Consider the following 15,259-nt stretch of genomic DNA (forward strand, 5'->3'; position numbering starts at 1 on the left):
TTATAATGAACAATAAACTAAAACAACTTGCAGTAGCAGTGCCATTCGCTCTTTTATCAACAACGGCAGCTGCCGACTGGTCAACAACTATTACAGCAGCATCAGATTACACGTTTAACGGTGTAAGCCAAACAGATAACGATCCTGCATTACAAGCAAGTTTGGATTATGCTTTTGATAATGGCGTGTATGCCGGTGTATGGGCGTCAAACGTAGACTTTGGTGATGATACCGATTTTGAACTAGATGGATACGTTGGTCGCTATGTACAATTAAACGATAAGTTTAGTGTTGACTACGGTATTGCATACTACACATACCAAGGTAATAACAGTGATGGAAATTACCCTGAGGTTTACACAAAATTTGGTTACGCCAGTGATTACGGCCAAACAGAGCTTAATTTTTGGTACAGCTGGGATTATTTTGGAACAAGTGCGGGCCATGTAGTTTCAATGATTGCTCATACTTATGAACTTGTACCAAATCATGCAATACGTGCAAGTTTTGATATTTCTAATTCACTTGACGGTGAAAAATGGGCGTGGGATGTAAACCAAAAGAAATCGTACAGTCACTACCGTCTTGCTTATCAAACCAGTTACGAAGGCTTTGGTATTGAAGTAGCCGCTGAGAATACTAGCCTTGATTACGACTACGCCGATGAGCGCATCGTACTAGCAATTTCAAGAACATTTGATTTATAAAGATTAATTAATTTTAACTTTGAACATTAGCGTGGCGAACCACAACTCAGGTTCGTCATACTCAAAAAGCCTCCTTATGAGGCTTTTTTATTATTTATATACTCAATTAATGCGCTTGAGGTCAGCGGCCTTGAAAAGTAATACCCTTGTAAATGCGATACGCCTAGTTGAGTAAGATTCTTACACTGCAAAGGTGTTTCAACCCCTTCAGCAATAACATTAAAATTAAGCGAACTTGCCATTTGCACTACTGCGTTAACAATGCTTAAGCCTCTTTCATCCTCATCTTGAACAAAACTTTTATCCACTTTTACAATATCGACACCTACATCAAGCATGCTCGATAAAGAAGAATACCCTGTACCAAAGTCATCTATTGAAATTCTTACACCCAGTTCTTGTAATGATTTAACCACATACAAAAATGTATGCTTATCGTTTGCAAATACAGATTCAGTTACTTCTAAATGAAGCTTATAGGCAGGAAAATTCAAATTCGCCAAAATATTCTTAACCTTCTTGGCAAACTCTATTTCTTTAAGCTGCATCACAGATACATTAATGCTGACTGATAAATCTGGGGAGAGTTGTTGAAAAGTAAGTGCTTGTCGGCACGCCGTTTCAAGTACCCAAAAGCCTATTTTTGAAATTAACCCATACTGCTCTGCAATTGGTATAAATTCGTCAGGAGGTATGTTTTCTCCTTTTAATTGCCAACGAATGAGCGCCTCAATCGCGTATATATCATGTGTTTTAGAGTCAATAATGGGCTGGTATACCAACGAAAAACAATTATTGGCAAGCGCGGTTAAAAGCTCTTCGCTAAGTAGGCGCTTTCTTTCTAATTCAGAACGAAGGGACTCGCTAAAAAAACTAATTTGCCCACGATTCATTCTTTTTTGGTGATACATTGCCATATCGGCATTTAAAATTAAGCTATCCAGGTCTTTACCATGCTCTGGGTAAAGTGCAATGCCTATGGTCGCCCCTACCCGTGCGCCGTGCTCTGTTTCTGGATGATCCTGTGTAATTGCATCAATAATTTCTTTAGCAAAATTGTAAGTATTTTCTTTGCATACAAAATCACTTAAAATTAAAAACTCATCGCCGCCCCAGCGGCACTTTTGCTGATTATGAGCACACACATCAGAAATACGTTTCGCTGTTCTTTTTAAAACGTTATCACCGACCTTGTGACCCATCACATCATTTATATTCTTAAACCCATCTAGGTCTATAAAAAGCAGCGCAAAAGGTGGATCTGGATAATGTTTAATTCGATTTTTTGCATCATTTAAAAATGCATTTCGATTTAATAATTGGGTCAGAGAGTCAGAATTTGACAGATGCATTATTTCTTCAGTACGCGCGTCAACTCTTAACTCCATTTTTTCAAGTAAATCGCTGTTTTGATTTTTTAAGTGTATTGCTTGCTGTGTAAATGCAGATGCTTTATTGAGAGTTAATAAATTAATTGAGCCATAGCCTATACCTAAAAAGCCAAGTACATTTTCGTAATAATGTGAAGACATTATTAACACTAATGCGTAAGGAAATAATAGGATAAATGCATAAGCAAAACAGGTCAGCTTATGTGCAGACAACACATTAGCAGAACCACCACCTAAAGCAGATAATATAATTATGATACTTGTGGCTTCTAAAGGCTCGAAAGAAGTGTGAAAATACAAAGCATAACTGGACCATACAATAGCGGTTATGATAACCCCTGATGAAAATTTTAAGAGGTCAAATTGAGTAGCACGTTTGTTTATTTTTAAAAATGTGCGGATATCTAAAAAACGAATCCCCAAAACAAACAGCATAATAAGCCACCAAGCTAGCTTATCGTTATAACTTAATAACTCGCCTTTATTAAAACTAAAAGCAATACAGGCGCTCGCAAATAAAGAAACGAGTAAACCTGAATAAGCGTTCTCGTAAAGTAATCTTACGGTATCATTAAGGTTTTCTTCGATTAGGGAGCTTCGATGCATATTATCTAAGCCTTAACATCTCGTTTTTATTATTTATGTAACTAAAACTATGTCTTAATTAAAAAATTGTCCAGTAAACGCCCAAGTAACACATTTTTATTTAGTAATTTCCCAGGCACTAGAACCCGATGCAGATAAATTAGCGTTATTATTACGTAACACTTTATTTCCAACATTAATAGAAGACTCTGGACGACTCACTAAATAGCCTTGAACTGAGCTCACACCTAACTTTTTTACAAGCTCAAATTGGGCAATTTCTTCCACACCTTCTGCTACTATTTTTAGCCCCAACCTCTGGCCTAGCTCACTAATGGTATTGAGTATGTCATTATATTTTTTACTTTTATTGGCTTGAGTTATAAACGAGCGATCAATTTTAATAACATCAATAGGTAAATCTGCTAGGGTGCTTAAAGAGCTAAATCCGGTACCAAAATCGTCTATAGCAATAGTCACACCGTCTTCTCTTAGCTTACTAAGCTCATCAATAATTCGAGTACTTGCCTGAATAAAGGTAGACTCTGTCACCTCAAGCATTAAAGACGTTGCAGGTAACCCCGTACTTTTGAGTGTTTTTGTGATCCAATCATATATATCACGGTGTTTTAACTGAATACCTGAAATATTTACCGATATTTTTACTTTACGCATACCTGCATTGTGCCAGGCAGCCATTTGCCTGCATGACTCAAGCATAATCCAATCACCCAACTCTAATATTAAATTTGACTCTTCAGCAATAGGGATAAATTCAGCAGGTGAAATCATGCCTTCAACTGGGTGGTTCCAGCGTGTGAGTGCTTCAAAATAGTCAATCATGCAATCTTCTACGTGCACGATGGGCTGAAACGATAGATAAAAGTCTTTACATGCAATGGCTAAGCGAAGCTCTTCGAGTAAATAATGATACCGGCGCATTTTGTTACCCATTTCAGGGGAATACACTTTAAAAATACCCTTGCCGTCACTTTTAGCTCGATACATTGCTACATCTGCTAACTGCAACAATGCTTGTGGTGTAGATGCGCTTTCTGGATAAGTAGCAATACCAATGCTTGCACTAATTTTTACAATTTTATTGCCAAGTACAAAGTCTTTTTCAAGCTCACTAAGTACTTGTTTTGCTATGTCGACAACCTTATCGCTTTCGTCCAACGACTCAATAAAAATAGAAAACTCATCCCCCCCTAAACGCGATAAATTTTGTTCTAACTGATTAGCTGAGTTTATATTACTTAATTTATGGTGACGCAAAACATTAGCCAAACGTGTTGCCACTTGTACAAGTATCTCATCACCAAAGCTATGCCCAAATGAGTCGTTAACTTGCTTAAATCCATCTAAATCAATGAATAATAATGCACAAGTTAATTCCTTTTGACCTGTTTGGTTTATGTGCCTACCAATATGCTCAATGTAGGCATGTCTATCGATGAGTTGGGTTAATTTATCTTGGCATATGCTTGTTTGTGTTTGTTTTACATAATTGGCTACATGCATATTTAGGGTGGTAATAGATTTACTTAAATTGCTAATACCATCAGGGTTTTGAGCAGGTTCAATCTCTAAATTAAACGACTCTAAAAGTTTATTAGCCTGCTGATTAAGTTGACTTAACTTATGTTTATGATTTTGTTTCCTGCTTTGTTTTTTTATGTACACAGCAAGCAAAAGTATACAAGAGAAAAAAATAATGATGTTTTTAGGCGACGTTAGCACCATCAAAATGAGTACATTGGCATCAGCCGCAATAAAAGATTGTTCCGTTGTTTTAACAAGGAGTAATGTTTGAGAAGCACTGTCAATTGTATAATGGCCGCTCAGAACTGGGTTGTACCAAGGGGCAATATCTAAATTGGTGCTGCTTATATCAAATTTTTTAACGCTAAAATTAGACTGGAACAGATTGGTGCGGCTTATCTGACTCGTCAATTCAGTATTTAGGTAAAAGCAAAATAGCAAAATGAGTAAGGAAATTAATCCAACATGCTTTAATTTTTTCATGAAAAATTCCCTAACAATACTGATCCTTAATAACTAAATGTTCATTATATCTCCTATTTTCATTTGTAAGCAATTATTTATCTGATATGTGTCGATTTTTTGTGCGAGAAAAAGTGTAGCGATGACTGAAAAAGAGCTGGGGTTAAGGTTTTAAGTAAGGCTAAAATACAAAACTTAAATGTGCGCCCATAAACAGACTCTATTTGACGCCTGGTTATGAGCCCATATTTACATTACCTTGTTAGAGCTGCCATGCATAACTCACTTTTGTGAAAAAGGTGCGTTGGTCACGCTCAATATTTTCGAGTGTATCGTCCTGATACCCTCTATCTGAGTAACCTAAATAAAATAAAGTTTGTGCGTTAATCTTATACGAATAAACCAGTTGGCTACCATAGTCTTTATTTGTTTGGCTTACTTGATAAAAATAAGCCTCTTTGTTTCTGTCTATATCTTCAACTTGTAAAATCAGTTTTAACATTGATCGCATGTTAAATTTATAATGCAGTCTAAAGTCGACCAAATTTGCTGTATAAACGCGGTCATCCCGTGGGTTATCTAACTTGCTGTAACTGTGTCTTATATCCACTTGCCAATGATCGTTTATATCCCACACTGCTTGAGTTTGTGTATTAATTACATCGCCAAGCTCAAGATTTGTATAGTCAATACGGCTTGCATATTCTAGATAAAACGATAGATTCAAGTCTTTAGTGGGTTTAAGTGAAGTATAAAGGTAACCTATATTTTGATTGTAAAACTCATCGTAATAACTCTCTTTACGATGAATAAAGCCAATATTAAATAAAGACTGCTTTTGCCCCTTAAAACTTAAAAAGCCTTCATATTCTTCCTCAAGCAAGTCACCACTTTGCGCCCAGGTTTTATCCCAATCAGCTTCATAAGACCATGACGTAATTAAATCCAACTCATCTCGATACCACGTTTGACCGCCACCAATCAGCACTTTTTCATAATCAACCTTGGCTTGGTATCCTAAATCGGTGCGATAATCCTCGCCAATATTTTCATAAGATGTGAAAAGTTTATAGTCTCGCTTGTCACGGGTTAATTCAATTGCATATGCCTGATCTGATTGTGTTTTAGAGAGACCGTAGTTATCAACTAAAAAGTCAGAGTTTCGCGTATCAGCTGACGAAACTTGATAAAGCAATGTATCTGACTGATTAAACCAATAACTGCCATCAACTGATAACACCGTATTACGATAATTATTACTTTGTCGGTGTGTACTTGATACGCCCAACGTTCCCTGCTCACCTAAATCATATTGATAACGACCGACTGCCGCCTGTGTTTTCTCATTCAGTGAGGCAAAACCAGAACCTTGGTTTGTTGGTAAAAGGATATTACTGTTTTCGTCATCAGCTAGCATAAGTGCATAGCTATGCCATCGGTTTTACCAGTTAGCTTTGCCCCTAAAGTTGGCTCTGCAATGGTTCGAGTGTATAAAAGCTCAAACAAGCTACTTTTAAAGTAAGAGGCACCATCTAAAAAGAAAGGTCTTTTCTCTGCATAATAGATTGAGTACGTTGTGTTCACGTCAAGCTCAAGAGAATCGGTCTCTACCTGCGAAAAGTCAGGGTTAATAGTCGCATTTAACACCGCGTCTTTTGTTATTCCCCAGCGTAAATCTAAACCGGCCTCAGTGTCTATGCTACCGTTCTCCCAGTCGCCAGGGAGTTGGGCTTTATCATCGTGGCGAAGTGCTGTGAGCGTTGGGGTAAGTTGAACATTTTTACTTGATGCTAATTCGCTCAAGCCCGTTAACTTATCAAACTGACACAAGCTACATTTAACATCGCGGTCAAACCCCATATTGGATATTTGATAAAGTACATCCCTAGGGTAGTTTCTCATTAATAAAAACCCCCACGTTAAATCTTTTTTATTTTCTGGAAAGCGCAGTGCTTTAAAAGGAATACGCATTTCAACTACATAACCTTCATGGGTGATTTTTCCGGCACTATCCCAAATTGCATTCCAAGATGGATCTGATTGCCAACCATCGGTATCGCTCATGCGTAAATCGCCTTGTGCACCTAACGGATTAACAAAAAACTCATAGCCTGAGCGCTCATCATTAAAGGTGTCTATTACAAGTATTACAGTATCGTCTTGCCAAAGGGTATCTCGGTCACGAAGTGAAGCGCGTATTTGATCCGGGTCAGAATCGTAAGCAATGAAACCAACATACAAATTTGTGCCATCTTCATACATGTACGCATCGGTTTTTACAGGAGGGGTGCCTCTTTCATTAGGCTCATCTTGAACAAGCAAAGGGACAGAGGTCGCTTTTTGCCAATGCGCTTCATCAAGTACGCCATCAACACTGATATTTTGATTTATTCGAGCCAGCGATATCTGCTCTTTTTTAGCAAATACACTGTAGCTATTAACTAGTAGGAAGAACGATAAAAGTAAAAACGTGAGTGGTTTTTTTGTAGTTATAAAGTACTGCATAAACATCCATTTAAAACAACTTTACTCAATATGAGTAATTTCTAAACCGGAGTGTAATTTAAGCGGGTACATTTGTTAATACCTTGCAAACATAATTTGGCAAAATATTAACTAATTAATAATAAAGGATTATTTGTTCTATTCTTAGGTATCAAGTAGCTTTAGCTTATTTTCAACACCGTTCCATGTGTCAGCATCTTTAGGGGCTGTTTTTACCTGTGTAATACGAGGCCAAATAAGAGCAAGTTCTGCATTGAGTTCGGTAAACTCTTTTTGAGATTCAGGAAGTTCATCTTCTTGATAAATTGCTTCTGCTGGGCACTCTGGAACACATAGTCCACAATCAATACAGTCAATTGGGCTAATTGCTAAAAAATTAGGGCCTTCAAAAAATGCATCCGCAGGACACACTGATACGCAATCGGTGTACTTACATTTTATGCAATTTTCGGTAACTACAAACGCCATAATATTTTTGTACCATAAAGCTAATTTAACAGTGGGCGATCATACCCTTTCACCTCAAAAACACAATAAATAACTGCCATATTTTGCCAATTTAACGTAGTATGTGCGCCCTTAATGTAAAGCCAATTCGTGCCCTACACTTTCTTATTGTGAGCGGAGAAACACCCGCTAAGACACCAGATAGAGATAATAATGATACGTTTAACTGAAATAAAATTGCCACTTGATCATGATGAAAATGCCATTGGCCAAGCCATTATCAACAAACTAAAAATACAACCTGCACAATTACACAGTTATAACGTATTTAAACGCGGTTACGATGCTCGTAAAAAAACAGCCATATTACTCATTTACACCCTTGATATAGAAGTTGATAACGAAGCTGAGCTTTTAGCCACATTTGCAAAAGATCAACATGTAAAAACAGCGCCCGACACATCTTATAAATTTGTAGCGCAAGCAAACGAAAATATCACCGAGCGTCCTGTCGTTATCGGATTTGGTCCATGCGGTTTGTTTGCAGGCCTAGTGCTTGCCCAAATGGGCTTTAACCCAATTATTGTTGAGCGTGGCAAAGAAGTACGAGAGCGTACCAAAGACACCTTTGGGTTTTGGCGTAAAAAAGCACTAAACACCGAATCAAATGTACAGTTTGGTGAAGGCGGCGCGGGTACATTCTCAGATGGAAAATTATACAGCCAAGTAAAAGATCCAAAACATTATGGACGAAAAGTTATTACTGAATTTGTTGAAGCCGGCGCACCTGAAGAAATTTTGTTTGTAAGCAAACCTCATATTGGTACTTTTAAACTCGTCACTATGATTGAAAAAATGCGCGCTCGTATTATAGAACTTGGCGGAGAAATTCGTTTTAGCACGCGTGTAGACGATATCCACTTAGACGACGGCCAAGTAACAGGCCTTACCCTGTCTAACGGTGAACATATTGAAACACGTCACGTTGTTCTTGCTGTTGGACACAGCGCACGCGATACCTTTAAGATGATTCATGACAAAGGGATATATATTGAGGCCAAACCATTTTCAGTGGGATTTAGAATTGAGCACAAACAATCAATGATTGACGAGTGTCGTTTTGGGCCAAATGCCGGAAACCCAATTTTAGGCTCTGCCGATTATAAACTTGTGCACCATTGCAATAACGGTCGCACTGTATATAGTTTTTGCATGTGCCCTGGTGGCACTGTAGTTGCTGCAACATCTGAAGAAGGCCGTGTTGTAACCAATGGAATGAGCCAGTATTCACGCAGTGAGCGCAATGCAAATAGTGCTATTGTTGTAGGTATTTCACCTGAAAAAGATTTCCCAGGTCACCCTCTTGCGGGTATTGATTTGCAGCGCAAATTAGAAGAGCAAGCTTACAAGTTAGGCGGCGAAAACTACGATGCACCAGCCCAGCTTATCGGCGACTTTTTAAAAGGCAAATCTTCTGCTGATTTGGGCGATGTAAAGCCTTCATATACGCCCGGGATTAAGTTAACCGATCTAGGTAATGTATTGCCTGCTTTTGCAATTGAAGCGCTTCGTGAGGCTATCCCTGCTTTTAACAAACAAATACGCGGGTTTTCTACTAATGACGGGTTACTAACGGGTGTAGAAACACGCACGTCATCACCCATTAGTATAAAGCGCGACAGAAGCTATCAAAGCATTAATACTAAAGGGCTTTACCCTGCAGGTGAAGGCGCAGGCTACGCTGGCGGCATATTATCAGCGGGTATTGATGGCATAAAAGCAGCTGAGGCTGTTGCGCTATCAATGCTTGAAAACACTTAAACGCTATATTTAGTTAATTATCGTAAAGCCTCACATTGTGGGGCTTTTTTGTGTTAAAAGTAACCAAACAACTATTTGCGTGCTTTTTATGATAAAAACATTACTAGGATTATTAACCTGTGTTATTGCTTTAAACACTTCAGCATACGAACTAAAAACAATAGATGAAATTCACTCGGCGTTTAAAAATAATACAATTAGTGCCCAGCAACTTACCCAACACTATATTAATCGTATTAATAAACTTAACCCTCAATTCAATGCGGTCATTAATATTGAGCCTAGTGCTATTGCGCAAGCTAAAAAAATTGATGAGCTTAGTGCTAAAGGGCTGTGGGCTGGGCCTCTTCATGGAATACCGGTACTTTTAAAAGATAACATAGAAACCACAGGCTCATTACCAACCACAGCAGGCTCGTTAGCACTTAAAAATAATATTACTAACAATGATGCCTTTGTGGTTAAACAGTTACGTAATGCTGGTGCCATTATTTTAGGTAAAACTAATTTAAGTGAGTTGGCTAATTTTCGGTCGTCTTACTCATCATCAGGATGGAGCGCCGTTGGGGGGCAAACACACAATGCGCATGACATTACTCGTAACCCTTGTGGTTCGAGCTCGGGATCAGCTGTTGCCATCGCACTTAACTTTGCCCCTGTAGCCCTTGGCACAGAAACCGATGGCTCTATTACCTGCCCAGCTTCTGTGAACGGTGTTTATGCGATAAAACCAAGCATGGGCCAAGTATCGCGCTCTGGTGTGGTGCCACTTTCAAGTAGCCAAGACAGTGTTGGCCCAATGGCACACTCATTAAAAGATGCCCGCCTTGTATTATCAGTTCTACAAGGTCGCGATACGCTTGATACCTCAACGCATAGTTTTCAATTACAAGCATTGCCAGATGCTAAAAAGTCATCATTAGTTATAGGTGCGCTACCAAGTGATAAGTTTACAGTAGAAACACAGCGTTTATACCAAAATCAACTTTCAGCTCTCCAACAGGCTGGTCATAAAGTAATTAATATTGATATAACAGATGATTTAACTTCGCTATTTGTCGATGAATATTATGTATTGCTTTACGACTTTAAAAAGGAAATAAACCATTACTTAGTAAATACTTCTGCCCAAGTGAAGGTAAAAAGTTTAAGTGCATTGATTGATTTTAATAAACAAAACAAGGCAGCTGAAATGCCCCATTTTGGGCAAGACATTTTAATACAAGCAAACGCTATCGACTTAACGCAAACAGACAAATACCAAAAAACTAAACAGCGTTACCGCACATTAGCCACCGCCGCCATTACTAATTTATACAAAAATAATAATGTGGATGTAGTCATTGCTCCAACCACATCGCCTGCGTGGAAAACAGACTTGGTAAATGGTGATAACTTTAAAGGCAGTAGTAGCTCTTTATCTGCCATTGCCGGCACAACTCATATTACCCTTCCCGTTGGTAAGGTAAGTAGTTTACCCGTTGGATTGTCTATTATTGCAAATAAAAACCAGCCACAGGCAGCCTATCAACATGCTCAAATAATCGACGAAGCTTTATTTCGACCATAAAAAAACCTGAGTAAACTCAGGTTTTTATTAATTCTTATATTAGCTGTTATTTCTTAAGTGACAGCTTTGCACCTTTTAAGCTTTTACGCACGTTAGATATACGCGAACGGTTTACTGCGCGAGCTTCACCCGTTGCCTGTCCTGATAGTTTATTAGAACGAGTACGGCGTAAATGAGCCGGTTTTTTACCTATCTTATCAATAAGTACTTCACGGTTACTTACTTCATAGCCTTCGAGGTAAATACGCTTAATTTTTTGACCAATTAATGTTTCTATTTCAAATAGTGTATTTTCTTCTTCACGGCTTACAAACGATATTGCCTGACCTTGGTTACCAGCTCGGCCTGTTCGGCCAATGCGGTGAACGTAATCTTCAGCAAGCCAAGGTAAATCAATATTAATTACACGGGGTAATCCATCAATATCAATACCACGTGCAGCAACTTCAGTGGCCACTAGCACACGCACTTTACCTTCTTTAAATTCACGTAAAGCTCGGCGTCGGTTACCTTGTGACTTATCGCCATGGCAAACTGTTGCAGGAATACCATCAAGGTTTAGTTCTTTAACTAGCTCGTCCGCGGTGTCTTTCATATTTACAAACACAAGCACTTGCTGCCAGTTCTTTTTACCAATCAGCTCTGAAAGAAGTTCTTGCTTACGGCGCTCTTCGACTGGGTATACAACGTGCTGAACGGTAGATGCGGTGCTGTTAGTTTGGTCAACACGCACAATTTCTGGTTGCTTAAGTACTTTAGAGGCAAACTGTTTAATCGCAGCTGGGAATGTAGCCGAAAACAATAAAATTTGACGATCATCTGCACAGCTTTTTATCACAGTTTGCATGTCTGTGATAAAGCCCATATCAAGCATGCGGTCAGCTTCATCTAATACTAAATGCTTTACATTCGCTAAGCTTAAGTTACCTAGGCGAATGTGATCTAATAAACGGCCCGGAGTTGCGACTACAATATCAACACCTGCTTTTAATGCGTTTTCTTGACCTGTAGTATTCACCCCACCAAATAAACTCACTACTTTTAGCGAGGTATGCTTTGCATACTCTTTGCAGTTATTGGCAATTTGCTCTGCTAATTCGCGTGTAGGCGCTAATACCAGTGCACTAGGTGCGTTGGTTGTACTTAAGTCTGACTCAATTAATTTTTGAATAACAGGTAAAGCAAACGCGGCAGTTTTGCCGGTACCAGTTTGTGCACTGGCTAAAACGTCTTTACCTTTACGAACAGCTGGAATAGCTGCGCGCTGAATGGGCGTAAGAGTGTGATAGTTAAGTTCGTCTAATGCCTGGATGATTTCAGGTGCGAAACTAAAAGATTTAAAATTCATGCTGTATAACCTACGGCCACATTATCAAGGGTCGCAAATTATACAGCAAAAATGAGCCAACAGTTAGTTTTAAGCAATATTACTATTTAAATATTTTGTTTTATTAAAATTGCTTACCAATAAATCAATAGTTTCTCTCACAAAGTGTTCAGAGCCTCACTTATCGAAAATATTTATCCCATAAAATTTACAAAATATACTTATTATTAATTTTTTTAAAACGGGTTATTGTTCTTAAGCTTTCTTATGTATAGAATTCAAGCCCCATTTAAGGGACATATAAATAAGGATTTAATAATGATAAAAAGATGTTTAGCTGCAGCAGTATTAGCAAGCGCTTTCGTAGTAACACCAGCGCAAGCAGATGTTAACCCATGGCAGCAATGTGGTATTGGTGCAATGGTTTTTCCTGATAATGGCACAGCCGCTGCTATCTCAAATGTTATTTGGGATTTAGGAACAACTGCTGTTTCTTCAAATGTTTCATCTGTAGAAAGCTGTAAAGGTGCAAACGTTAAAACTGCACAATTTATACAACAAACATTCCCAATCCTAGAGCAAGAAATTGCACAAGGTGAAGGCGAGTACATCTCAGCAATGCTAAATGTACGTGGGTGTGATAGCTCAGCTCATTCTCAAATGATCACAACGATACGTAATGATTTTGCACAAACATCTGTAAACGATGCTCAGGCTCTTTACACACTTGTTGAAAGCAATATTGCTAGCCAGTTCTCAGCTAACTGTTCTGCAATATAATATATAAAAGGGCTAATTTTAGCCCTTTTAGCCTTTTCTACCCCAAGCCTGTTGGGTATTTATGAAAATTTATTCTTTTATAATTTTTATCTTTTTCATTGCTTCGTTTAATCTTCAAGCATCTGCAACATTAAAACAATTAGCCCAACATCCCACGTGGTTAAATTTAGGCCATTACAAAAAACCAGCGTTTAATAAAAGCTATATTACGAACACATCATTTTTTATATCTTCTCGCGGAGCAACAAGCCCTTTTGAAGAGCTAAAAGCGACAGTGCAAAGCTTTAACAAAGACCCACTAGCGCAATGTAAATATCCTGCACGATACACCTGGCTACAAAAACAAGGGTTAACATTTACGCAGCCTAAGTCCTCCTGTATTGAACTTGAACAATGGCGAGATGCGCAACCCATACATTCTATAAGCCTAATATTTGCATCTGGTTATATGAGTAATCCGGCATCACTTTATGGGCATTTGTTGTTAAAACTAAATCGGTCATCGGCCAAAAATAATAAATTACTCGATTACAGCATAAATTATGGTGCTCATGTACCGGATAACGAAAATGGTCTAGTTTATATAACAAAAGGCTTGTTTGGCGGTTATAAAGCAGGGTTTTCGGATCAATTATTTTACCGTCATCAACATAATTACGGTGAAATAGAACTTAGAGATCTTTGGGAATATAAGCTTGCCTTAAAAAATGACGATACAAAGTTTATTGCTAATCATTTATGGGAAATACTCGGTGCGCAATTCGATTACTATTTTGCTGATGAAAACTGCGCGTTTCATATTGCGCAACTAATAGAACTTGTTATAGGAGAGCAGTTAACAAATAACAGCTCGCCATGGATGATCCCGACAACTGTTTTTTCAAAGTTAAATCAGGCTACTTATAACAATAAAAAGCTGGTTCAAGAGGTACGCTTTACGCCATCTCGAAGTACTGTTTTTATTGAGTATATGAAAAAGCTGACTAGCAACGAATCAACCATTGCAGAGCAAATATACAAAACACCTGACTTTCTTGAGCAAGATGATTTCATCTCACTCAATATAAAAAGTAAAAAGCGAATTATTGAAACATTATTTGAGCTAGCCCAATTACAGCAAATAAAAAAACACAATATTGAGCATATTAAAAGCTTAAAAAAAGCACTAATTAAAACGCGTTTAACGCTCCCAATTGGCAATGAAGTGCACGTTTCATCATATACCCAGCAAGCGCCTCATAAAGGACAAAAACCATCAAATATGTCTGTTTCGTCAACCCAGGTAAACAAGCAACACAACTTTGGTTTGGGATTTAGACTCAGTTATTTTGACTCTTTAGCGTCAGATGTTGCACGCATTGCGTTTTCCAATTTAGAAATGGTTGATACTGAAGTCTCTATCTTAAACTCTAATTTGTATCTAGATAAACTGCACTTACTGGATTTAGAGTCATTTTCACCAGCCTATGTTAAATGGCCAAAAGAAAATAACCTTTCATGGAAAATCAATGCTGGTTTTGAAAGGCAGAATACACTTTGCCAAAGCTGCACAAACACGTTTGTAATGGGTGGAATAGGTAAATCTTATCTGACCAATAATAATAAAACCCTGCTCTTTACGCTTGCTAACGGGTATATTGGAGATCTTGCTGCTACAGACAATATTTATGATGCATCGTTAGAACTAGGTCTAATAACAACACTATACTCAGATATTAAATTAAGAACTTCTCACGAACAATTTATATTAGGAAATGATGATAAGTCATCAACCCAAGCTGAAATATCAATTCCTATAAATCAAAATTTTGACATTCGCGTTAGTTACAAACATTCAAACCTAACAAGCTGGAAACTTAAATTAAATTATTACTGGCAATAAAAAAGGCCAAGAGTGAAATTATTTACGCTTCACTTTTAGCCTCATACCTTAATTAAGAAAGAGTTAATACTTCATCGCTGTTAAGTAAACTAGCCTTGCCACCAACTACATCGGCTTCATTTAACTGATTAATAAGTGGCAACCCTATTTGTTGCTGCTCTTCATTTAAAGGCAAATACGGTAATCTAAATACGGGATTTACTGCGCCTGTCATCATCATTGCGGTGTTAATTGCAA

9 protein-coding genes and 2 pseudogenes are annotated in these 15,259 nt (G+C 38.0%); 5 read left to right on the forward strand and 6 right to left on the reverse strand.

The features are described 5' to 3' along the window. Positions 1–5: 5 nt before the first annotated feature. Positions 6–707, forward strand: coding sequence for a TorF family putative porin (locus ATS71_RS07085; RefSeq protein ID WP_058404188.1), 702 nt, complete (start codon positions 6–8; stop codon positions 705–707). A gap of 74 nt (positions 708–781) precedes the next feature. Here the strand turns inward: ATS71_RS07085 and ATS71_RS07090 are convergent, their stop codons facing one another. The 4 genes and pseudogenes from ATS71_RS07090 to fdxA form a co-directional block, all read right to left on the reverse strand. After that, complete coding sequence (locus ATS71_RS07090; protein WP_058404189.1) at positions 782–2,704, reverse strand: putative bifunctional diguanylate cyclase/phosphodiesterase; 1,923 nt, start codon at positions 2,702–2,704, stop codon at positions 782–784. 96 nt (positions 2,705–2,800) lie between these two features. After that, a complete protein-coding gene (locus tag ATS71_RS07095) occupies positions 2,801–4,711 on the reverse strand; it encodes a putative bifunctional diguanylate cyclase/phosphodiesterase (RefSeq protein ID WP_058404190.1) in 1,911 nt (636 codons plus the stop codon). Positions 4,712–4,952: 241 nt separating this feature from the next. Next, a pseudogene (locus ATS71_RS07100) lies at positions 4,953–7,195 on the reverse strand (DUF5916 domain-containing protein). A gap of 144 nt (positions 7,196–7,339) precedes the next feature. Beyond that, the gene (gene fdxA / locus ATS71_RS07105; RefSeq protein ID WP_058404191.1) at positions 7,340–7,663 is read right to left on the reverse strand and encodes a ferredoxin FdxA; all 324 of its coding nucleotides are present in this window, start codon (positions 7,661–7,663) and stop codon (positions 7,340–7,342) included. Positions 7,664–7,855: 192 nt separating this feature from the next. Between fdxA and ATS71_RS07110 the strand changes: the two genes are divergently transcribed. Both ATS71_RS07110 and ATS71_RS07115 read left to right on the forward strand, forming a co-directional pair. Beyond that, complete coding sequence (locus ATS71_RS07110) at positions 7,856–9,463, forward strand: NAD(P)/FAD-dependent oxidoreductase (protein ID WP_058404192.1); 1,608 nt, start codon at positions 7,856–7,858, stop codon at positions 9,461–9,463. 88 nt (positions 9,464–9,551) lie between these two features. Continuing rightward, a complete protein-coding gene (locus ATS71_RS07115; RefSeq protein WP_058404220.1) occupies positions 9,552–11,033 on the forward strand; it encodes an amidase family protein in 1,482 nt (493 codons plus the stop codon). Positions 11,034–11,079: 46 nt separating this feature from the next. Here the strand turns inward: ATS71_RS07115 and ATS71_RS07120 are convergent, their stop codons facing one another. Then, the gene (locus ATS71_RS07120; RefSeq protein ID WP_058404193.1) at positions 11,080–12,381 is read right to left on the reverse strand and encodes a DEAD/DEAH box helicase; all 1,302 of its coding nucleotides are present in this window, start codon (positions 12,379–12,381) and stop codon (positions 11,080–11,082) included. 297 nt (positions 12,382–12,678) lie between these two features. Between ATS71_RS07120 and ATS71_RS07125 the strand changes: the two genes are divergently transcribed. Both ATS71_RS07125 and ATS71_RS07130 read left to right on the forward strand, forming a co-directional pair. Next, positions 12,679–13,140, forward strand: a complete 462-nt coding sequence (locus ATS71_RS07125; protein ID WP_058404194.1) for a DUF3015 family protein — start codon at positions 12,679–12,681, stop codon at positions 13,138–13,140. Positions 13,141–13,201: 61 nt separating this feature from the next. Then, positions 13,202–15,022 carry an Lnb N-terminal periplasmic domain-containing protein gene (locus ATS71_RS07130; protein WP_058404195.1) on the forward strand — a complete coding sequence of 607 codons (1,821 nt, stop codon included), beginning with the start codon at positions 13,202–13,204 and terminating at the stop codon, positions 15,020–15,022. Between the two features lie 52 nt (positions 15,023–15,074). On the opposite strand, the pseudogene ATS71_RS18910 reads toward ATS71_RS07130, so the two are convergent. Next, positions 15,075–15,259: pseudogene (locus ATS71_RS18910) on the reverse strand (4-hydroxy-tetrahydrodipicolinate synthase); the annotation flags it as partial.

The sequence above is a fragment of the Pseudoalteromonas sp. H71 genome, assembly GCF_001468485.1.
Classification (GTDB): Bacteria; Pseudomonadota; Gammaproteobacteria; order Enterobacterales; family Alteromonadaceae; genus Pseudoalteromonas.

Coding starts and splice junctions, on each gene's coding strand:
- ATS71_RS07090 (WP_058404189.1), bottom strand. CDS start 2,704: ATGCATCGAAGCTCCCTAATCGAAGAAAACCTTAATGATACCGTAAGA.
- ATS71_RS07085 (WP_058404188.1), top strand. CDS start 6: ATGAACAATAAACTAAAACAACTTGCAGTAGCAGTGCCATTCGCTCTT.
- ATS71_RS07115 (WP_058404220.1), top strand. CDS start 9,552: ATGATAAAAACATTACTAGGATTATTAACCTGTGTTATTGCTTTAAAC.
- ATS71_RS07110 (WP_058404192.1), top strand. CDS start 7,856: ATGATACGTTTAACTGAAATAAAATTGCCACTTGATCATGATGAAAAT.
- fdxA (WP_058404191.1), bottom strand. CDS start 7,663: ATGGCGTTTGTAGTTACCGAAAATTGCATAAAATGTAAGTACACCGAT.
- ATS71_RS07125 (WP_058404194.1), top strand. CDS start 12,679: ATGATAAAAAGATGTTTAGCTGCAGCAGTATTAGCAAGCGCTTTCGTA.
- ATS71_RS07130 (WP_058404195.1), top strand. CDS start 13,202: ATGAAAATTTATTCTTTTATAATTTTTATCTTTTTCATTGCTTCGTTT.
- ATS71_RS07120 (WP_058404193.1), bottom strand. CDS start 12,381: ATGAATTTTAAATCTTTTAGTTTCGCACCTGAAATCATCCAGGCATTA.
- ATS71_RS07095 (WP_058404190.1), bottom strand. CDS start 4,711: ATGAAAAAATTAAAGCATGTTGGATTAATTTCCTTACTCATTTTGCTA.